Origin of the sequence: Streptomyces sp. NPDC057565 (assembly GCF_042801455.1) — a bacterium.
GTDB classification, from domain to species: Bacteria; Actinomycetota; Actinomycetes; order Streptomycetales; family Streptomycetaceae; genus Streptomyces; species Streptomyces yanii.
In genome coordinates this window covers 26971-46806 of the sequence record NZ_JBHVFU010000058.1, presented here as the reverse complement: position 1 = coordinate 46806, position 19836 = coordinate 26971, and the positions used below count along the sequence as shown (strand labels likewise).

At 66.1% G+C, this 19836-nt stretch carries 20 protein-coding genes and 2 pseudogenes; 15 read left to right on the top strand and 7 right to left on the bottom strand.

Annotated elements, in window-relative coordinates:
* Window positions 1-82 precede the first annotated feature (82 nt).
* On the top strand, window positions 83-658 hold the full coding sequence (locus ACFU8W_RS43140; RefSeq protein WP_384050075.1) for a hypothetical protein: 576 nt from the start codon (window positions 83-85) through the stop codon (window positions 656-658).
* A 78-nt stretch (window positions 659-736) separates the two neighbouring features.
* The gene (locus ACFU8W_RS43135; protein WP_384050072.1) at window positions 737-1528 is read left to right on the top strand and encodes a DUF5710 domain-containing protein; all 792 of its coding nucleotides are present in this window, start codon (window positions 737-739) and stop codon (window positions 1526-1528) included.
* 63 nt (window positions 1529-1591) lie between these two features.
* On the opposite strand, the gene ACFU8W_RS43130 is transcribed toward ACFU8W_RS43135, so the two are convergent.
* The 5 genes and pseudogenes from ACFU8W_RS43130 to ACFU8W_RS43110 all read right to left on the bottom strand — a co-directional run.
* Entirely contained in the window at window positions 1592-2893 is a 1302-nt protein-coding gene (locus ACFU8W_RS43130) for a hypothetical protein (protein ID WP_384050069.1), read from the bottom strand.
* Between the two features lie 423 nt (window positions 2894-3316).
* Window positions 3317-4441 carry an XRE family transcriptional regulator gene (locus ACFU8W_RS43125; RefSeq protein WP_384050066.1) on the bottom strand — a complete coding sequence of 375 codons (1125 nt, stop codon included), beginning with the start codon at window positions 4439-4441 and terminating at the stop codon, window positions 3317-3319.
* 373 nt (window positions 4442-4814) lie between these two features.
* Window positions 4815-5621 carry an aminoglycoside phosphotransferase family protein gene (locus ACFU8W_RS43120; protein ID WP_384050064.1) on the bottom strand — a complete coding sequence of 269 codons (807 nt, stop codon included), beginning with the start codon at window positions 5619-5621 and terminating at the stop codon, window positions 4815-4817.
* A 65-nt stretch (window positions 5622-5686) separates the two neighbouring features.
* Entirely contained in the window at window positions 5687-6682 is a 996-nt protein-coding gene (locus ACFU8W_RS43115; RefSeq protein ID WP_384050078.1) for an XRE family transcriptional regulator, read from the bottom strand.
* Between the two features lie 102 nt (window positions 6683-6784).
* Window positions 6785-7138: pseudogene (locus tag ACFU8W_RS43110) on the bottom strand (helix-turn-helix domain-containing protein); the annotation flags it as partial.
* 392 nt (window positions 7139-7530) lie between these two features.
* On the opposite strand from ACFU8W_RS43110, the gene ACFU8W_RS43105 reads away from it, so the two are divergent.
* Together ACFU8W_RS43105 and ACFU8W_RS43100 are read left to right on the top strand one after the other, a co-directional pair.
* Complete coding sequence (locus tag ACFU8W_RS43105) at window positions 7531-8328, top strand: SAM-dependent methyltransferase (RefSeq protein WP_384050062.1); 798 nt, start codon at window positions 7531-7533, stop codon at window positions 8326-8328.
* Window positions 8329-8804: 476 nt separating this feature from the next.
* Window positions 8805-9131: a hypothetical protein gene (locus ACFU8W_RS43100; protein WP_384050059.1), complete on the top strand. Its 327-nt coding sequence runs from the start codon at window positions 8805-8807 to the stop codon at window positions 9129-9131.
* 284 nt (window positions 9132-9415) lie between these two features.
* Here the strand turns inward: ACFU8W_RS43100 and ACFU8W_RS43095 are convergent, their stop codons facing one another.
* Both ACFU8W_RS43095 and ACFU8W_RS43090 read right to left on the bottom strand, forming a co-directional pair.
* Entirely contained in the window at window positions 9416-10588 is a 1173-nt protein-coding gene (locus ACFU8W_RS43095; RefSeq protein ID WP_384050056.1) for a helix-turn-helix domain-containing protein, read from the bottom strand.
* A 6-nt stretch (window positions 10589-10594) separates the two neighbouring features.
* Window positions 10595-11035 carry an NUDIX domain-containing protein gene (locus ACFU8W_RS43090; RefSeq protein WP_384050053.1) on the bottom strand — a complete coding sequence of 147 codons (441 nt, stop codon included), beginning with the start codon at window positions 11033-11035 and terminating at the stop codon, window positions 10595-10597.
* Window positions 11036-11205: 170 nt separating this feature from the next.
* On the opposite strand from ACFU8W_RS43090, the gene ACFU8W_RS43085 reads away from it, so the two are divergent.
* The 11 genes and pseudogenes from ACFU8W_RS43085 (at window position 11206) to ACFU8W_RS43035 (ending at window position 19493) form a co-directional block, all read left to right on the top strand.
* Window positions 11206-12108, top strand: a complete 903-nt coding sequence (locus tag ACFU8W_RS43085; RefSeq protein WP_384050050.1) for a TauD/TfdA family dioxygenase — start codon at window positions 11206-11208, stop codon at window positions 12106-12108.
* 182 nt (window positions 12109-12290) lie between these two features.
* Entirely contained in the window at window positions 12291-12617 is a 327-nt protein-coding gene (locus ACFU8W_RS43080; protein ID WP_384050047.1) for a hypothetical protein, read from the top strand.
* 136 nt (window positions 12618-12753) lie between these two features.
* Window positions 12754-13194 (top strand): DUF6415 family natural product biosynthesis protein, encoded by a 441-nt coding sequence (locus tag ACFU8W_RS43075; RefSeq protein WP_384050045.1) that lies wholly within the window; start codon window positions 12754-12756, stop codon window positions 13192-13194.
* A 146-nt stretch (window positions 13195-13340) separates the two neighbouring features.
* Window positions 13341-13796 (top strand): hypothetical protein, encoded by a 456-nt coding sequence (locus ACFU8W_RS43070; protein ID WP_384050042.1) that lies wholly within the window; start codon window positions 13341-13343, stop codon window positions 13794-13796.
* Entirely contained in the window at window positions 13789-15318 is a 1530-nt protein-coding gene (locus ACFU8W_RS43065) for a hypothetical protein (RefSeq protein WP_384050039.1), read from the top strand. Before ACFU8W_RS43070 ends, ACFU8W_RS43065 begins: the two co-directional genes overlap by 8 nt.
* A 43-nt stretch (window positions 15319-15361) precedes the next feature.
* Window positions 15362-15820 carry a roadblock/LC7 domain-containing protein gene (locus ACFU8W_RS43060; RefSeq protein ID WP_384050036.1) on the top strand — a complete coding sequence of 153 codons (459 nt, stop codon included), beginning with the start codon at window positions 15362-15364 and terminating at the stop codon, window positions 15818-15820.
* A gap of 1 nt (window position 15821) precedes the next feature.
* Window positions 15822-16187: a DUF742 domain-containing protein gene (locus tag ACFU8W_RS43055; protein WP_384050033.1), complete on the top strand. Its 366-nt coding sequence runs from the start codon at window positions 15822-15824 to the stop codon at window positions 16185-16187.
* Window positions 16165-16782 carry an ATP/GTP-binding protein gene (locus tag ACFU8W_RS43050; protein WP_384050030.1) on the top strand — a complete coding sequence of 206 codons (618 nt, stop codon included), beginning with the start codon at window positions 16165-16167 and terminating at the stop codon, window positions 16780-16782. Before ACFU8W_RS43055 ends, ACFU8W_RS43050 begins: the two co-directional genes overlap by 23 nt.
* Window positions 16779-17306 carry a GAF domain-containing protein gene (locus tag ACFU8W_RS43045; RefSeq protein ID WP_384050027.1) on the top strand — a complete coding sequence of 176 codons (528 nt, stop codon included), beginning with the start codon at window positions 16779-16781 and terminating at the stop codon, window positions 17304-17306. Before ACFU8W_RS43050 ends, ACFU8W_RS43045 begins: the two co-directional genes overlap by 4 nt.
* Before the next feature lie 54 nt (window positions 17307-17360).
* A complete protein-coding gene (locus ACFU8W_RS43040; RefSeq protein WP_384050025.1) occupies window positions 17361-18572 on the top strand; it encodes an acyl-CoA dehydrogenase family protein in 1212 nt (403 codons plus the stop codon).
* Window positions 18515-19493: pseudogene (locus ACFU8W_RS43035) on the top strand (SAM-dependent methyltransferase). Before ACFU8W_RS43040 ends, ACFU8W_RS43035 begins: the two are co-directional and overlap by 58 nt.
* Window positions 19494-19836 lie beyond the last annotated feature (343 nt).

Below are 19836 nucleotides of genomic sequence, written 5' to 3'. Positions count from 1 at the left end.
AAGACCCGCACCCCCTACGACGAAGCGACCGCCTGGTCACACCACGCACACCCCCATGCCACTTGACGTCAAACGGCATGGGATGTCTGATCCGCTCGGGCCACTCTTCGATGCCCTGGAATCCATCAACAGTGAGCTCACCGGATTCGCAGCCCGGCTCGCCCGGCTTGAGGACGCAGGGTCCGTCCGCGGTGGCCCCAAGGGCGGAGGAACTGGAGAGGACGGCGAGAGTCCCGGCGCGCGTGTCGCCGGGGCGCCGGTCTCCTGGCACAAGGTCAAGGACGACGACCGCAAGGAGATGTGGGCAGAATTCACGGCCTGGGTTATCCGCATGGCCGACCAGTACGAGCTGACCACGGAACAGTTGCCCCACGGCTGCTGGTGGGAACACGGTTCGGTGGTCGCCGAGCTGACAGCCCTGTGGACCGGCTGGGAGTCGGCGTACAACAACGAAGAGGATGCGCAGGCCGGCCCCTATCTGTGGCACGACGCGTGGTCGCGCGGCGTGGAACGGATCGGTCGCATGTGGCTGGGCGAGTGCACCAATGGCTACCACAAACAGAAGTCCAGAACCGTCTGGGGCACGGACCCGACCTACCGCAAGAAGGTTGTGGACGCTGGCCCGCCCAACGTGGCCACGCGACCCGAGGCCGCCTGACTGCCGCTTGGCTGCAAACCCTGGCGGCGCGCGGATAGACGGCGAGGCAAGCCCGTCGACTTTGGGGAGAGGACAGGTGTGAACGACAGCGGACGCGCGCCAGGCAAGGGCAGGGAGTGGCTGGACGTTCCATACTCCGAGAAGGACGCGGCCAGTGGTTTCGGCGCCTCGTGGGATCCGGTGGCCAGACGGTGGTACGCGCCGGAACCGAACATGCCGGACTTGCAGCGGTGGGCGGCTCTGCCGGATCTTCCTGACGTACTTCCTGGTGAAGACCGCGCATTCGGCTCAGGACTGTTCGTGGATCTGGTCCCTTCGGACTGCTGGTTCAAGAATGCCCGAGACTGCCTCAGTGAGCGCGATTGGGAGCGGGTGCGTCGCATGGCCGTGGGGCGCGCGGGCCACCGGTGCGAGGTATGCGGGCAAACCAGGAGTGCGGCTGTGAAGCGTTGGCTGGAGGTACATGAACGCTGGCAGTTCGATGCCCGTGCTGGCAAGCAGATCCTGCACAGACTGGTATGCCTGTGCACGATGTGCCACACCGCGACTCATTTTGGGCGGGCCCAGAGGTTCGGCAAGGAACACGAAGCGCTCGCCCACCTCATTGCGGTGACGGGTATGAGCGCGGCGGAGGCGGACAACCACGTCCGAGCAGCGTTTCTGCTGTGGAATCAACGAAATCGACAGCGATGGGCCTTGGACCTGTCCATCTTGACCGCCGCTGGCCTCGAGCCAGTCCGGCCGGTACAGAAGGCCAAGTCGGGGAGCCCGGCCCAAGGCGGCGGGGGCCGGGGTTCCACCGGACATCGAAAGTATCGGGTCCCGCAGGTGGGGGGATCCGTGCGCCGCCGTGGGCCCCGCCCCCGTTAGGGCCTTTCGAGGTCTGGGGGCCAGCCGCGTTGCGCGCCCGGCCCCCAGAGATGGATCAGCCGCCTAGTCGGTGATCTCTACCTGGACGGTGCCCGTGCCGGATGCGTGGTTGGCGTCACCAGCGTAGGTGACGGTGTAGATAGGCCAGCCCGCCATCGTGGGGCGATCGGTGAAGGTGAAGGTGCCGTTGGCCTTGACCTTCACGGTGGCGATCTGTTCGTCGTATCGCTTGACGGTGACGACCATGCTCTTCGGGAACGGCACCAGAGAGCTGAGCTGCCCGTGGACAGTCACCGTCTCGCCGAGAGGCTGTGACGCTGGGGCGGTGAGGGTGATGTTGCTGTTCGCCTTGTGAACGTCGGTGATGATGTCGAGGATGACCTCGCCGCTGTACGGGAAGCGGGTGGCGAACAGCTTGCTGGCGTCCGGTGCCCAGGCCACACCCCGTCGCAGTAGTTCCAGTCCTCCGTACGACAAATCGATGGTGCGATACGGGGTGGTCTCACCGCGGCGGTAGACGTAGATGTCCCATTTCCCCGAGGCCGCAACGCCTGCGGCCACCGTGCCATTGGGTGCGATGGCGACGGCGTTGGGGTACGCGCCGGTGTCGTACTGGGATTCCTCAGTCAGGTCCGACAGCCGCCACTGCTGGTGGTAGTAGGTGCCGCCGCGCGCGGTGATCACGCTGTGTCCGTCCGGGGTGACGGCCAGGTCCTCGACGCTGCCGACGTCTTCGGTGTAGGCGATCTCCTGGGTGGTGCCGGAGCTCACGTCGTAAACCCGCATGCCCAGCGAGCCTTCACTGTCCGCGGCGACGAGCCGGTCAGGCGCGGTTGGCGACGAGGCGAGCCGGGGCTTGCTGTACCACTGCGGGTCATCGTCCAGGCCGACGACGGGGGTGGCCTCGGCGACGCTGATCGATCCGATGCCGCCGTTGAAGGGGGTTGCTTGGTAGGAGAAATACAGTTTGCCGCTGGCGAGCGCGAGATTCTCCGGTTCGGTGTCGGTCCCTGTGGGGATGCGACGGACCTCGGTCAGAGTATTGGTGTCGATCTCAGCGATCGCGTCGGCCTCTGGAAGGGCAACGTAGAGGGTGGACTCATCGGCCGTGAGGCTCATGCCGCGGGCGCCGTCGAGTCCTTCGACGACCTTGATCACCTGGCCGTTGTGGTCGGTGGCTACCACGGCGTTGTCGCCGGGGGAACTGACGTAGACGTGATCGCTATCGGCGAGGGTCTGCCAGTGCGAGTGCACCGGCAGCACGATGCTGTCTGCGGCCTGGGCCGGGCTCGGGCTGACAAGCAGGGTCACTGAAGCGGTGAGCGTGGCGAGTGCCATCGCCCCCGCGAGTCTTCGTATGCGCAAGTGCGTGAGCTCCCCATTGAACGCGTCGACCGCCGTGCGCGGTCGGCGGGCCAACTGTAGGGCGTGGCAACGACATTGGGCGGTGATTATTCCTGGTGGCTGGAGGTTCGATGGTGGCATCGCGCAGGTCCGGGCGGGAGTGGTGGTGGCCCTGTGCGGGGTGCGTGTCATGGATGCTGGCAAGCCTTCACGCCTGGCGGTCCGGGCCGCGGTTGCTCGCCGGGGTCCCGCCGGTCCTGGTGGCTCAGATCCTTTGCCCGAACACTGGTCCAATGCCCCGCGGAACCTGAGACGATTCCCCAGCCGGGGCAACCAGCCGGGGCTCAGGTGGCCCCACCGTGACGGAGGCGGTTGCCCTGGCCACGTTTGCCTGCACCGACGGCCCCCTGTGTGAACCGGGAGGCCCGCCTTGTGGCACCATCCTCAGCTCTGCTCCCTCCAGGAGAAGGCGAGGTCTACCGCTGGTGAGTCGTCCGCGAGGCCCGTTCCGGGGCTGACGATTACTGACGTGAACGCCAAGTCAAGGATCCCTCGACGCTGAGCGGTCGTCATCGAGCTGCGCCATTGGGACAGCGCGTGTTGAGCAGAGATGGGGACGTTGAGCGCCATGTCGACGCCCGCTGCGGTGAGGATCTCCTGCGCGAGAGCGAGTTTCCGGATTGCGCCGGGAGGAAAAGCTCGCGGTACCGCTTCGTTGGCGATGCGTAGTTCGAGCTCCGCCGAGGCGAGCTCGGGCAAGCAGCCGGTGGGACAGCTGTATGCGGCCGGTCGCTCACTTGTCAGGAGGTGACCGCATAGTCCGCACGTCAGCATGCCCGCAAGGACAGGGCCGTGCCATAGCGATGGGCCTTCCGCTGCGTCGGTGTCTGTGTGAGCGGGCTCGATACTTCTGGGTACGAAGGTGATCTGCTGGAGGTCCGGGCGTCTCCCGGGCACTGTGAGCAGGCAAGCCGACACCTGGTATGGCCCGTCGGGGGATCTCCACACGAACACCTGCCCGTCGGGGCAGTCGTACTGGCCCAGATCGCCGGCGCGCAGCGAAGGGTCGGCAGCTGCCTGCACTGCGAGGAGCTCCGCGTCATCGGGGGCGACGACCAGGCCGTAGCGGAGCGCGGCTGCGAAAGCGTGTGCGACTTCGTCCCAGTTGGCCAGGCGTGCTTTGGCGTCGTGGTCGAGCAGAAGCCATCGCATGAGGTTCCAGCCGGGCGCTGCTGAGCCGGGCAGCAGTTCCTGAGCGAAGGCGTTGGCCTCGACCGTGCGCCAGCTGCTGTCAACGATGAGGGCGGGGATGCCATAGGCGTGCAGGACGCGTTGGAGGTACTTGTCGAGTGGGGTATCCACAGCCTGGACGCTCGCACGTTGGAGGTCGGGGATCTGCAGGGCGTCGATGACTGCCTCGGCTGCGGCTGTGCCCGGCCAGGCCGATCCCGCTTCAAGCGCCAGGTACTGCGCTTCGGAGATTCCGGCTCGCTTTGCGACGTGTGAGGGATTGAGGGCTGCTCGGGAGCGGGCAACCGCAACTACCTGGCCCAGGTTTGCGATCACCATGCTCGGCTCCTTGATTTCAGCTTCACCGGTCGCTCGGTGATGGCGTAGGGCGCTGATCTGCCAGGAAGGGACAGGCTCAGCGTGCGGAATGAAAGTAGAGGGAAGCTACAGCTTGTTCTATCCCCCGTCCATAGCCACTTGCCATACCTTTTGGGTCATCATGTGGCACTGCGTGCACTTCGTCCGAACCGTGCGTATTAGGTCGCCTGGATTCGTTGCACCGGCTGGCCACGACGGATACTCCGGAGCGCAACCTCGGGGGAAGCGCTGCTCCGGAGGAACCACACAGTAGCCGCACCGAACCCCGCTGGTCCGGCCAACTCAACTAGCTGTAAGAGGGCTTCCCCTCCGGAAAAGCCAAATCAGGAGCTACTCAGGCTGCCTTCCAGATTGCGGCAGTGTCATCTCGTTGAAGAGTGGCTATTCTCCGACCGAGTTCGTGAGCTGCTGCCGCGTTTCCCACGTCGGCGCGGCGGATGTACGAGCTGAGTGTATGCATGTCGCGGATGCGAATGAGCGTGGGTAGACCAGGCCAGCCTGTGATGTCGTATCCATACGCTCTCATGAACGCTTCGAGTTCAGCAGCGGTTCGTCCGAATCGCTGGCCTTGGTAGGTGTTGGCAAGGTCGACTTCCCGTGGCCCGACGGCCGCCTCATCCCAGTCGCCGAGGAGCGCATGGTCGCCATCCCAGAGGCAGTTGCCGGGGTACGCGTCACCGTGGACGAGGCCGGGGACCAGGGCGTAGTCGAGTTCGTCGAAGGCAGCAATGAGCTCGTGCGCGCGCGTGGCGAGCCAATCCTTCTGGTTGTCGGGCACTGAGTTCGCGTGCGCCAGCGTTTGGGTGAAGGAGGTGAGTGGCGTCCACTTCGGCAGCCTGATGGGTGGTGGCGGAAGGTGGTGAAGTTTCCGAAGAAGGCGGCCGAGATACCCGGCGTTGGGGGCGCTCTTCGTGGTGGGCTGCGGATAGTAGCGCCAGAAGGTGACGACGTGCCCTTCAGCGAGTACGGGCTGTTGGAGGTCCGCGGGTTCCGTCGCTGAGACGCCGTTGCCTGTGAGCCAGCGAGTGAGCGTCACGCTGGTGGTGAGCCTGGGGAGATGCTCGACCGGGCTGACGCGCGCGACGATGCGTTCTGCCGGGAGGAGGAAGACTGCGGTCGCGTGCTGGTGCAACTTAGTCATCTGGTTGCTTCGCAACCCACTCATGCGGGCAGCTCTGCGTGCCGCATGCTCTTCGATGCCGTGTGTCATTGGAGCGGTGCCTTCGGTTGTGTGTCCATGGTTCGGTAGCTGACTGCGGCATCTGCCAGTTCGCGGGCCGTTCGATTTCCGTCGAACTTGCTGTCCGTGAGGAGTCTGGCAATTCTCTGTACTGATGTCCCGAGTTGCCGGATACGTAGTTGGGCAGGCAGTTCGAGGATCTTCTTCAGTTCCTCCGACGCGCCCTCTACCTCCCCCAGGGCGAGTCGTGCGGTGACGATGTCGAGCCGGGCCAGGGCTACATCACCGTAGGAATACGCCTCGGGTGCTCCCTGTTCGTAAAGCGCGATCGCCTCCGCGGCGTGCCGCTCGGCACGTTCGTAGTTTCCCAGGAGCGTGTACGTTCCGCCGATGTAGAAGGCTTGTTTCTCGGTCGGGAAGCGCAGGAGACCACCGAACTGTTCGAGCCCGTCCGCATCCGGCCACTCTTCCCTGGCGTGGCGCAGGACGTCCAGAGAGGAGCGAGCGCGTTGCTGGTCACCAACGCGAGCGGCCGCCCGTGCCTGGATGGCCGCAATCCGGATGCGGGACTCACCGGTCGGGGCGTAAGCAAGAGCACTCTGGGTGTGAGTCAAGGCGGCTTGGACCTGCGGAGACCACTCGGCGATCAGTGCTGCAGTGCCCCTCACCCATGCACGGAGGCCGTTATGGTCTGCCCGATCAGCGCAAGTCCACGCCGTTCGGATCTGCGCCATGGCCGCCGTTTCATCGCCCAGGTTCTGGCTAGCGTGAGCCAGAAGAAGGCAAGCAGTTCCGGTCAGGAAGAACAGGTGGAGCGCTTCGCCAGGCTTCGGCTGTCCACGGAGTAATGTGAAGAGCTTGCCACGGGTGGCCAGAAGTCGTGTGAACACAGGTTCGAGGGGGCTGTGTACGTACTCCGTGGCGATCGCTGCGATCTCCCGGCGGATCTCGTCCACGTCCCAGGGCGGGGTTGCGCCCGTTGAGTACTGGCTTACGAAGTCCAGGGATTCTGCAGCGGCCATGGCGGCCAGTTGACGCAGGTCGCACGGGCCATCACCTGGTGCTGACGGGATTCCGGTTGATATATGGGGGCGTGGTTGGGGCAGACCTGGTCTGAGCGACACCGGAGCGCCGAGGGCCTCTAAGAAGCGCAGGACCTTCTCGTGCACTTCAAGTCGAGTGGTCCCTCTCTCAAGCTTGGAGATGAAGCCCTGGGTCAGTCCCACGAGTTGCGCGAGGCCGATCTGCGTCAGCCCGGCCCGCCGGCGAACTTCTTCGCTCAGCCGTCCGAAGTCTCGTGTCTCTATGGCAGACAGGACGGCAGGGCTCTCCCAGAAGCCTTGCGGAAGCTGCGGCGGCGACAGATGTGGCGGGCTCGCCGCCTGCGCCCTGCCGGCCCTGACGCATCCAGCGCACACTTTGTCGCTGTTGTACTGACTCAGGGGTGTGCCACATTCGCAGCGCCGTCCGGCCGCCATGTCCCGTCGCCTCCTCGAACCTTTGCTCCCGCTCAGTCTCGCCGATGATTCCTAGGCATGGGGCAGTGATTGTCTGATTGGCTTCGAAAGGTGATCCGGGTGAGCATGTGTCCTCCGACGGCTGGGCGCGACGTCTGCGCCCTTCAGTGAACCCGGGATCGTGCTGCGGTCACCGTTCGTAGCAGGGGCCTGATTTGACGCTGCCCCAGCCCATCACCGATATTCCCCCATGAATATGAAATATTCATGGGGGAATATTCCCCCATGAATTGGCGAAACGACACCACCCGATGCACACTTGCGAGCCACCGGGAGGTCCATCAGCAGCGTTTCGGAGGAACGCCTGACTGGCGATCTCACCGCAGGAGACGCCGTGTTCGGGGAGGAGTGACATGCTCGACAGGCAGCCGCCACTTCGGCCGGTCAGTTCTGCTCGCCTTTATGCCGCCTACCAGGGTGGACAGGCGGCCAAGAACGCCTATCCGAAAGACTTTGAGATCCTGAACCGCATGAAGGAACTGGGCCTGGACCCGCAGTGGATCGCTCGAGAGAATCGTGCATTCGTTCACCGCGCAGCGCGGTACGTCACCGGCGCCTTGAAAATCGGGCAGATCGTAGATATCGGCGCCGGCCTGCCGGCTTATCCGAATGTTCACGAGACGGCGCAGCAAGTGCTGACGACCGCGCAAGTCGTCTACGTCGACAACGATCCCGCGGTCCTGGCTCACGCCGAAGCGCTGCTAACGAGTGAGCTGGAGGGAGCGACTTCGTTCGTGGACGAGGATCTGCGCAATCCTCAGGAGCTCCTTCAGAAAGTCAGCTACAAGCTGGACTTCGATCGCCCTGTCGCATTGTTCTGCGCGGCTGTCTTCCATTTCATCGGCGATGACGAGAATCCGTTCAGAATCATGCGAGAGCTCCAAGACGCCCTCGCCCCAGGTAGCGCTGTCGTACTGAGCCACATGTGCGACGACGGCATGGACGCCACGATGCGATCAGTAGAGCGTGAACTGACCCAGCACGGCCAAACCGCACGGATCCGTAGCAGCGGGCAGATCGCACAGCTCCTTTCTGGGCTGAAGCTGGTACCGCCTGGGCTGGTGCCCGTTAGCCAGTGGAATCACGAATACAGGGGCGAATCAAAAACCGAAGATGTGCCCTGTTTGGCAGCTCTGGGCATCAAGACCTAACGGCCAGCCACCGGGCCCACCGTCTTCCCGACCGGCTCTCTCCAGCTTCTGCTCCCCCGTCCAACCTGGAGAGAACCGCTCCCGCATCCGTTCTCAGATCAGCCTGCAGAACAATCTGCACATTGCCCGATCCGCGTCTCTCTTCCAGCAGCCTTGCCGTCCGCAACGTAGTGAGGAGTGAAAACCGTGCTGATTCAACACCTGACGGGTCTGCATGGCCGAACTGGGGTCGTTGCAAGCCGCGGGTCGCGAAACTTCACACCCATCACTCACCGAAATCGAGTCAGCGCCCACACCTCGGCTTCCGCCCCGCCCCACCGCACCAGGCGGGCAAGACGACAGCGGGAGACCTCCCAGTGACTGCTACGAAGCCACCTACACCCGTCGCCCCGCCCGTATGCGTGGCGCCCTCCACCGTCATTTCGAATGACATTTGCCGGGGCGAGCAGCGGTCTGTGCGAATGGCTCGGCAGACTGTGCGCGAAATCCTCGACAAGGGCACCCATTCAATTGGGCCGGACGAGGTCCAGGGCGTAATTATGCTGCTGCGCGGGCACATTATGGAGCTGACGCACGCCCTTCACATGGACTTCCCCTCGGGGAAAGAGCCGGTGCATGAACGGATCGACATCGCTCGTGAACTGAGTGGGAAGGAGACACCCAGTGATCTCTCAGAATCCCGGGCTCATATCGACGCGCTCACCGACGCCACGCGGCACCTTCTTGAACTACTCAAACCGGCTGACACCCACATTGTAGAGGAATCCGGGCACGAAGCTCTTACGGCAGGAGGTACACGATGACCTCCGCTCTTCACCTCAGCAACTCGCTGGGGTACAGCTCTGTCGCGCCACTGTCGCCCGCCCGGCATCTGCCACCGGCATGGGGCCATCTCGGCGAGGTGTGGCGCAGGGCGGTAGTGGGATTGCCACGACGATGCTTGTCCATCCACACCGACCCAAGGCTCGTGCCTACTGCCGCCGTACAACCAGGCTGCGGGCAGTCGCGTGGTGTCCGCGGAGGCCATTTCGGAGAGGGCGTGGTGCACGCGGCTGCGACACAGCACGTGCTGACTGCCATGCGTGTGCTACGCGGCCAACTCGGTCCGGAGCTGCAAAAGGGCGTGCGTGGCGGCGCTTCTGACCTCGCCCAGGGCGTGACCACCAGTGCGGATGATGCGTTGCAGCTGATGTGGAAGTCGTTGGGCCTGTGCCTGTGTTACGGCTTGGGTGAGCAACTCCGCGGCGCCGCGTGTGTCTCCGCCCAGGAGGCGGACCTTGCCGCTGGTGGTGAGTTCGATGACGCGCCACTGGGGTGCGGCTGCCATGGTCGGTGCCGGTGTTTCTTGTTCAGATCGGAGTATGGCTGTGCTCGCGCGGCCGGTGCCGATCAGGCCCCGAAGCTCGATTTCGTGAAGGGCGACGGGGTTGACGAGGCTGGTGTGGTCGACCTCGTCGAGCAGGATCCTTGTTTCCTGGATGGCGCGGTCGAAGAGGGGGGCGTTGCCGAGGGCGCCAGCCGCGCGGGCGAGCAGGGGAAGGACCGCTGCGCGGCTCATGCGGTCGGGGGCAAGGGACGCAGCGGAGACAAGGCGGTTGACGGCGGCGCCGATGAGTCCCGCTTTGCGCAGTTCATTTCCGTGCATGCGCAGTGCCGTGCTTGTCAGTGCGGGGTCGTCGAGGAAGGTCACGACGTTCAGGCTCTTGGCAGTCCAGTGCGCGGCCGTGGCGAGACGTTCTTCGGGCAGAACGTTGCCCAGGGCGGTACCGAGTCCCAGGCGGGCGTCGGCAAGCAGTCGAAGTGCTTCGCGTTCCGTGTGTCCGTCTCGTGCCCGGGCTTCCAGCCGGGCCACGAGCGGCCAAAGTTCGGCAACGGCTTCCGAAGCATGTCCGGTCTGCCGGGCGATCTCGGCGAGACGCACGGTGGACTGGCCGAACTGGACCATGGCCTGGAAGTCGGTGTCCGCAGGATCGGTGACGCCGAGGACATGTGGCGGCAGGTCGAGCCGGTCGGCGATGTGCCTCAGAGCAGCGACATCGGTGAGCCGGCGCTTGCCGAGCTCGATCGCGGAAACGTAAGTCTTGTCGTAGCCGATGAGGGCGCCAGTTTCCGTCTGGCTCTGGCCGTGCACGCGGCGGTGGAAGCGGAGGATGGCCGCGAGGTCTCGGGTGGCGAGGACGGTCTGCGCTTCCGGTGTGGCCCAGTGCCACGCGGCGTGCCGGACGGATGGCCGCATGGCCCGCACATTGTGCCCGGTCATGTCCTGTCACCTCTTCTTCCGGGCGGCGTACACGGCAGCGATGGACCGTTTGTAGCCGTCAGGCATCGTCAGCCCGGGTACGTCGTGCTCGGCAAAGAGGCCGGCGCGGGAGTGCTCGTGGCTGACGACCGGGGGCGTTTCCGGTGTGAGGACCGTGCAGTCGTAGGTGACGATCAGGACTCGGCGCCCGGGGAGCGGCTCGTAGATCCAGGTGTCGAGGAGGTCTCCGGCCTTGACGTCCCAGCCAGTTTCCTCCCGCAGTTCTCGCTCCACCGCTGCTTCAGGGCTGTGGTCGGCGGCGTTCGACCCGGACGGAGGGCCGATCTCCAGGCGCCCTCCGGGCAGTTCCCACTCCTGGCGCTCGTTGCGCAGCAGGAGAACACGCGACTTGTGGTCCAGAGCCACGGTCTTGACCGAGACCGGCCACAGCGACGGTTGATACGACATGCAATTTCCCAGGGTGCGACGGGTGGACCGGGTTCCCGGACCGTAGCAGCCGGCTACCGACCCTCGGACTTCTTACCCGAATTGTCCGGGTCGACAATCTGTCGCTTTACCAGGTGCCCTGCTCTTCGGACCCTGGTCGAACCGCGTCCGATTTGCAGAGGAGCACATCCATGTTGACGTGTACCCCTACTACCGGAATCCAAAGGCGCACTACCCAGCCGCAGATAGGTCATGCCGACGGGCGGATCGCCGAGCAGGTGCGCGAGCGTGGCCTGGTGATGGTGGACGGGCTGGGATCCCGGGCGTCGGTCCTCGCGTTCGCCCGGCGGGTCATGGCGCTGGTTCCTCATCGTCACAGCGATCCGGACAGCCTTACGACGATCCAGTACATCGGGCAGGGGGCGCGGCGGCCGGGGCTGGCGGGTCTCGGTACTGGCGAGCTGTATGCCCATACCGAGGGATCGAGCGCTCCGGAGCCGCCGCGGCTCATGCTCCTGGTCTGTCTCCGGCGTCCGGTGCGCGGAGGCGAGGTGTTCCTCACCGACGGGCAGGCCGTTCACGATCACCTCACGGCCATGGTCCCGGAGGCCGTGGATCTCTTGAGCCGGCCCGGGACCGCCTTCTACGGCGGCGGCGGCGGACGCCCCAGCCAGGTTTTCACACATCACCCGGGCGGCCGAGCTTCGATCCGCTACCGGCAGGACGACTTCGCCCAGTTCAGTCCTGTGGTGGGTCGCTTCCTGGCTGACCTGAGAGCGGCTATCACAGCCCACCGGCACACCATCATTCTTTCGCCGGGACAGGGCTACCTCATCGACAACCACCGCTACCTCCATGCCCGTGCGGCATTCAGCGGCCCGCGATTGTGTGTGCGCGCCCTGGGGAGACCTCGATTCCCTCTCCAGCCCGGATTCCGTACCGGTGGTGCCGACAGCGGGGCGGCGGCTGCTGCGGCCCTGGCCGCTGAGAGTTCGTCGGGACAGTGCTCGCCTGCGGTCCTGGATGCCATCGAGACGCAGGTGTCGCCGATGGGGTCCCTGTCCAGCGGCGGCGATTGCAGGAGGACGCCATGAAGGCGGTTGCGAGCTGGCCTCCGAAGGCTTCGGATAAGGGGGCGGTGATCGAAGCATATGACCGGGTTCTGTGTTGGCCCCTACTCGTCGAAACGACGCTCCTTCCGTGGCACCGTGCTGCCGCCGAGCTGAAGACCAATCGGGGCAGCCTTCTGAGCACGACGTGTTCCGCCATGGATGCCGTGACGGTTCCACGCGTGGTCGGGATGGAGGCCATGGTTCTGCTCGGACGACGGGACATGGGGCCAGTGCCCTGTCTGATCGCGTCTCAGGACCAGGCCACACTCCTGATCCGGGCCGGGACCGGCAGGGTTTTTGCCGGGATGGAGAACGTCCGGGTCGAATCCGGGGCAGGGGGACGTCTGATCCTTCCACCCTCATCCGGCTGGCGATGGGACACCCCACCGTGGGACGCCCGGACCGAGGCCCCTTGTCCGCTGCTCGATGGCACCGAACTCGTCGGGTGCGTACGTGACGCGCTGCGGCTGTTCGGCGGCCGTACGCCGTAGCCCCTCAGACCGGCCACCGGGGCTGGTGCGTGGCGGTCCGTAAGCCGTCCTCCGTGGGTTGCGGCCCAGCCTCACCGGCCCCGGTGGCCTCCTCCCCTTCTTCCTGCTTCCCTTCGCGTCGCATTTGAGGATTCTCATGTCTGTTCGTTGCCGTTCTACCCATTGGAAGGCCTGGCGCGGGCGAAGCAGTCTGTCGGCCGTCGGTGCTGCCAGCGGCGTGGTGCGGAATGTGTACGTTGCGGCGCAGCGGCCCGTTGTTTCCCAGTCGATGGTCATGCGCGCCGGGGAGACTATCGGCCTGGTAATCGATGACGAAGCGCCCGTTCCGAAGAGGCAGCAGGATGTGGAGGACCTCTTGCTCCGGCTGCGCGGCCATCTCATGGAGCTCGGTGCCGAGGGGCCGCGGACGGGACCGTGGACACAGGCGCTGGTCGCGGTCCGGGAGCTGGCCGCGCAGGCACCGCCGACCGACGACTTCCTGCAGTCGCGCGTCCATCTGCGGCGGCTGGCCCTCCAGTTGAAGTCAGTGCTCGATCATATGGGCGGGTCCCGGCCCGTGCCCGGTTCGCAGCGGTGAGCAAACGACAGCCGCACCCAGCTTCGGTTCCGGCCTCCCTCCCTTCGGCCGGATGGGCCGAACGCCCTGCTCACAGCCGCGGCCGCCCGGTGGCCGCGGTGACCGAAACCTCCCGACGGGCCTGTCCCGTCCTGACCGGAGAGCTGATGACTCCCCTACTGAGCACTCGCCACCCCTGGCGGCTGCAATTCTGCGAGGCCCCGCCGCCTTTGGCGCTGCCGCTCGCGCTCGATGTCGTACGCGTCAGCATGGGCCTCGGCATGGCCGCACTCGACGAGATGATCGACTGCGGGAACCGAGTCGGCCCCTTGCTGTGCTGCATGACGCACCGACGGCTGCTCGTGCCGGTCACATGCGGTACCGCCGACGTGTGGAGGGCCGCGCACTCGGCATGCGAGCCCGGGCCGTCACTACGGTGCTCGCCCCAGGGGCCCCAGTCGCTCTGCCACCACCGTTTCTGGGTCGCACCACCTGAATCGCTGACCTATCCGACCACTGACGCGGTCGTACTGCACGACAGCCTCAGCCTCATGCGTGCCCGGATGCGGAACGTCGCCCGGCAGCCGATGGGACTTCGGACTCGGGAGATGTGCCATGTCTGATCACACAGTCGAGGTCGCGATGCCTTCCAGCCGGCGTCACCGCGCTCATGCCAGTGACAGCGTGGCCCTTCCGCCCGCGTTCACGGGGAGCGCTCTCACGGGAGCGGTGGTGGCCGGTGGCTGGCTGCTCGATGGATTCGACGTACTGCCCACCCCGCTCGGCATCGCGACAGCTGTCGCCGCAGCCGCCTGCACGTTGTGGTGGACCGGAGCACGGTCGCTTCACGCGCGCCGCGGCCTGACCCGGATGGGGGAAGTCCGCGGAGAGCGAGACGCCGCTCTTCAGGCTCTGGATAAGGTCGTCACTGCCATCGGTAGAGGCCGACAGCACGTCCGCTGGGCAGCGGAGCAAGCTGAGCAGGGCACCGCACACACCAACTTCTCGCCGACCGCTGCCCCGTCACGCACCGGAAACCTGTGCGCTGACGCCATTGTCCTGTTGGACGAGGCCTTCGACGAGGCGTGGAAGACGGTGATGCTGGCCGCGACCCGCCAGCACCAGCACCTCAACGCGCAGGCGGAGCTCGCCGAGATCTTCAAGTCGATCTCGCCGCGTTTGCAGAGTCTGGTCAACCGCAGCATCACCGTCATCTCCGAGGTCGAAAGGGACATCGAGGACCCGGAGCTGATGGCCGAGCTGTTCCGGGTCGATCACCTGCTGACCCAGATCCGGCGCGCGGTCGAGAGCCTCGCTGTCCTGGGCGGTAACGCCCCTCCCCGTGACAGTGCACCTGTGGTGCTGGCCACGGCGATCCGGCGCGCCGTCGCGGAGATCCCCGAGTATCACCGTGTGCGCGTGGCCTCGTCCCAGCACACGGCTGCCGCACTGCCGGGATACGTCAGCCCGAACGTGGTGCACCTGCTCGCAGCCCTGATGGAGAACGCGACGGGCTTCTCGAGTGACCGAGTAGAGGTCCACACCCATGAGGCCGCCGACGGGATAGCCATCGAACTGCTCGACCGCGGCGCCGGCATGTCGCGGCGGAAGAGGGAATCACTCAACCGCCTGTTGGCCGCGCCGGAGAGCGAGGACCCTCGCGCCCGCCTACGGGAAGGCAAGATCGGCCTCCTGGTCGCTGCCCTCCTCGCGAAACGACACAAGATCACCATTCAGTTGGGGCCCAACATCGTCGGTGGGACGCAGGCCGTCGTGGTCCTCCCCAAGGAGCTGCTCGTCCCCGCCGACCGGCAGCACTCGCCCAAGCCCCCTCCTCAAAGCCCACGTCCTTCCGCGCACATGCCCGGCCCGGCGCGACGGGAGCACACGGTGCCTCACCTGGACGACACCGCTGAGCTGCCCCGGCGCATCCGTCCTGCTCTGCAGGGCGAAAGCGCACCCGCAGCCTCTCCCAGTCAGAACGGAAGCCGACCGCAACTGCCCCGGCGCGGCGCGGCCGAGACGCGTATCCCGCCTCTGGTTCAGCAAGCACCTGCGGGACGCGCCACCAGCGGGCTGATGGCGAACTTCCGCTCCCGCAGACCGCCTGGAGACTCCCCCGAGTCTCAGCCACCCGCCGTTTGAGACGCCCCTCGCTCAGCCCCCCATCCCTGAACAGGAGAAATCCATGCAAAGCGACGGCTTCCCGACCCCTGTCACGTCCGCCCGAGATCAGTTGAGCGGACTGCTCGCCGGGCTCCTCGACAAGGCACCCGGCACGACCCGCGCCCTCCTCGCTTCGGGTGACGGACTGAAGCTGGCGTGGACCGAACAGCCGATCGACGACGCCGACAACCTCGCAGCCGTCATCTCCGGGCTGTACTCGCTCGGGCGCCAGCAGTTCAGGAACACGCAGGGCGGGATCCGCCAGGTCGTCGTCGAGCATGACGACGGCAGCCTCTTCGTGATGAGCGCTGGCGCCGAGTTCACGGACAACAAGGCGGTGAACACCGTCCTGGCCGTCGTGACCGCGCCCACCGCGGACCCCGGCCAGGTCGGCTACGTGATGGCGACCTTCATCGGGGGCCTGGATGAGCACCTGGTCGTGGAGGCCCGGCCCAACTCGTTCAGCGGGCAGGGGCTGTGACGTGGAGGCTGGCGGATGGGCCGACAGCTCATTAGCGGACGTCCGTCCTTACACGATCACCGGAGGCCGCACCCGCTCGCACCACACGCTGCATCTCACCACCTGCCTGATCACCCGACCGGCCGCCCCCGGGGCGGCCCACCTCAGTCCTGAGGGGGAGGCGCTGCTGCTGCACTGCAGTGGCGTTCCCTGCTCCGTTGCCGAACTCGCCGCCCGGACGTACCAGCCCGTGCAAGTGGTGAAGGTCCTGGTCGGGGACCTCCTCGACTGCGATGCGCTGGCTCGGACCAACCCCGTCGGCGCCGGAGCCGATCCCGACGTACACCTACTGGAGGCACTTCTTCATGGCCTACACACTCGGCTCTGAACCTGGGGGCGCGGCGCTCCCTGTGGCGGAGCTGAAGATCGTGGTTGCCGGCGGCTTCGGCGTCGGCAAGACCACGATGGTCGCCACAGTCAGCGAGATAGAGCCGCTGATGACGGAGGAAGTCCTGACCGACGCCGGGCGAGACATCGACGACCTGACCGGCGTGGCGGAGAAGACCACCACCACCGTGGCCATGGACTTCGGCCGGATCACGTTCGACGAGCCGCCCCGCCCCATGATCCTTTTCCTCTTCGGCACGCCCGGACAGGAGCGCTTCTGGTTCGCCTGGCCCGATCTCTCGTACGGCGCGGTCGGCGCGGTCGTCCTGACAGACACCCGGCGCCTGCAGGACTCCTTCGCCGCGGTCAGCTACTTCGAGCAGCTCAAGACGCCGTTCGTCGTCGCCGTCAACGAGTTCGACGACGCCTACCGCTACACGCCGGCCGAAGTACGCCAGGCGCTCGAGCTCGACCCCGAAGTCCCGGTCCTCACCTGCGATGTCCGTGAGCGCACGTCCGCCATGACCGTTCTGATCCGCCTCGTCGAACACAGCCTCCGGCGCCGCCGTCACCTCACCTCTGGAGCCCTCGCATGACCTTCCCCACCGACACCCCCCACTCGGGTACGCCGCAAACCGAACGGGACCCCGTGCTGCGCGCCTTCGGCCTGACCGGCCCCGAGCCGGAGCTCGACGCGTTCGCCACGCAGTTGGCCCAGGAGGCAGGCGTCCCCTACGCCATGGTCAACATCTTCGGGGACCAGCAGCAGTTCTTCGGACTCCACACGCCCGGGGACGACAGCGAGCTGCCGACTGTCGGCCGCAGCATGCCCCTCGGCCACGGGTTCTGCCCCGAGGTAGTCGACCGCAAGAAGGCCCTGGTCCTGCCCGACGTCTTCTCCTCCCCGCGGTTCGCCGGGAACACCGTCGTCGACCTGATCGGAATCCGCACCTACGCCGGCGCTCCACTCCTTCACGGCGACACGGTGCTCGGGACGGTGTGCTTCGTGGGCCCTGTGGAGCGAGGCCTGAGCACCGGGCGGGAATCCCTCGCCCTGATCAAGCAGCGCCGCGACGACGTCATGAACTTCCTGTACCGGCGCGCCGGCATCCAGCCGTAGCCCGAACCCGCGCCACCGCACGTCACGAGCGATCAACAGGGAGGGGAGCACACGATGTCCAACTTGTACATGACACCGCAGCACAAGCAGCTTCGCCAGGCGGTGCGGGCCTTCGCCGAGTCCGAAGTTGCTCCGCAGGTGGCGGAGATGGAATCGAGCGGTACCGTCGAGCGGGAGCTGGCGTCCGTGATGGCTCAGCGGGGGTGGATCGGCGCCACCATCGACCCCATGTACGGGGGGATGGGTGCAGGCCATCTCGCCAAGACGCTGATCGTCGAAGAGCTGTCCCGGGTGTCCGGTGCGGTGGGTGCGATGGTGCAGGCGTCGCAGCTCGGGGCGGCGAAGATCATCCACTTCGGGAACGACGAGCAGAAGAAGATGTGGCTCCCACGGATCGCCGACGGATCCTGCCTTCCCACCATCGCGGTGACCGAGCCGGAATCCGGCAGCCATGTCCTGGGCATGCAGGCCACGGCACGGCGCCGAGGCAACGAGTACATACTCAACGGCCGCAAGTGCTACATCGGCAACTCCCACATCGGAGACCTCCACGGCATTGTCGTCCGCACTTCGAAGAAGGCCGGGCCGAAGAGCCTCTCGGCGTTCCTGGTCGAGTCCGACCGGCCCGGCCTATCCCTTGGCGAGCACAGACCCTCCATGGGACTGCGCGGGTTCTCCTTCGGCGAACTCATCCTGGAGGACTGCCGGGTACCGGCCGAGAACCTTCTTGGTGATCTGGGAGACGGCCTCAGTGTCGCCTACTCCTCTAGCGTGCTCTACGGACGGCCGAATCTGACCGCTGTGGCACTCGGTATCCACCAGGCACTCGTAGAGGAAACAGTCGGCTACACGCAAAAGCGCACGCTCTACGGCCGTCCTCTCTCGGAACTGCCGACCATCAGGGAGAAGCTGGGGGTGATGACGTCGCGCCTCACCACAGCCCAGAGCGTCGCGTACGAAGCCGTCGCGTGCCTGGATCGGGGACTGCCGTGCGACGATCACCTCATCAATGCCAAGCTCGTCAACGTCGAGTCGGTGCGCGACTCCGCCCGCGCCGCCATGGACGTACACGGAGCGGCTGGCCTCATGACCAGCCGTCCAGTCGAGCGGCTCTTCCGCGACGCGGAACACACCTGCGCGCCCGCAGGCACCGGTGACATCCAGATCCTGCGTCTGGGGCAAACGGCGCTGGGCGACACCCCCGGCTTATGGTCCGCACGGTTCCGGACACCGCTGCCCAGGACTTCGATATGGGCCGCCGCATGACCCCCACCAGGCACGCTCGTGCATCCCAGGCGCCGGAACCGTTGCAAGGACTCGGCCGTGCAGGTGCGCGCCCCACCAGCATGAGGCTCGCAGCCCCTCACGACCGTGAAAGGACAGCTCGCAACTGGACCGGTACCCCGTCCTCGGCCCGGATCACCGACTATCTTCTGGGCGGACGGCACAACTACCCCGCCGACAGGCAGGTCGCCAACCGTGTAGCGGAAGCAGCGCCATGGTTTGAAACAACCCTGTTGATCAACCGTATTCATGGGCACCTGACGGTCGCGGCACTTGCGCAAGAGCACGGCATCACACAGTTCCCGGACCTGGGCTGCGGACTGCTACCCATTGGCAACGGATACGCCGGACCACACGAACCAGTCTGCGCAGCAGCGCCAGAAGCCAGGTTCGTCCACGTCGACACCGAAAGCACGATGGCCGGACGCACCCGCACATGCGCTTCGGTGAGCCCTCGCAGTCACTCCTTCGTTCACGCGGACTTCCGCAACATTCAGCGTGCTCAGAGCCCCGGCTGTGGAGAGTCTGGACCCCGGGAAACCGGTAGGCGTGCTGGCCCTCGATGCCCTGCCCTGGAGGAGCATGGCCGAAGCCCGATTCGTGCTCGACCAGGTGAATGCCTGGGCTCCGCCAGGCAGCGCAATTTCCATGACCCACGTCACAGCCGACTTCCGAACGCGCGAAGCGACAGCCGCAGCCCGGCACCTCTCGGATGTAGGGCTCCCCTTCCATCCGCGCACCCGCAACGAGATCGCGGAGCTGCTCGCCCCATGGTCTCTACGAGAGCCAGGAGTCGTTCCCATATCCCGGTACCACCAGGGCAATCCGCATGTTCACCTCCCGGACCATGCTTCGGGCGCGTACGCGGCCATCGCGCTCCATCCCGACTTCGGACGTCACTGACCGCCCCCAGCCAGCCGTGCCCGCAATGGAGAGAGTCCTTGCAGACGCGGCATCCACGGGGCCTCTCTGACCGGCGCGGCCGCCGAAAGGGCCGTACACGAAGCCGGCACCGGAGAAGGCGGCGCAGCATCTGTCGGCGAGCCGTCCCCCGCGGTTCCGCCTGCAGCCCAGCGCCCCGGCTGTCTCCCACCCCCGCCCGTCTCGGGAGACAGCCGGCCCAACCACCGCACAGGAGGAAGCACCAGCACTATGACCGATAAGCGGATGAACCCCGAGGAAGCGACTGGCTCCATGCACTGTCTGCGGGCGCACAGACATCCGCTGATGGCTCGCGAGCCCGTCG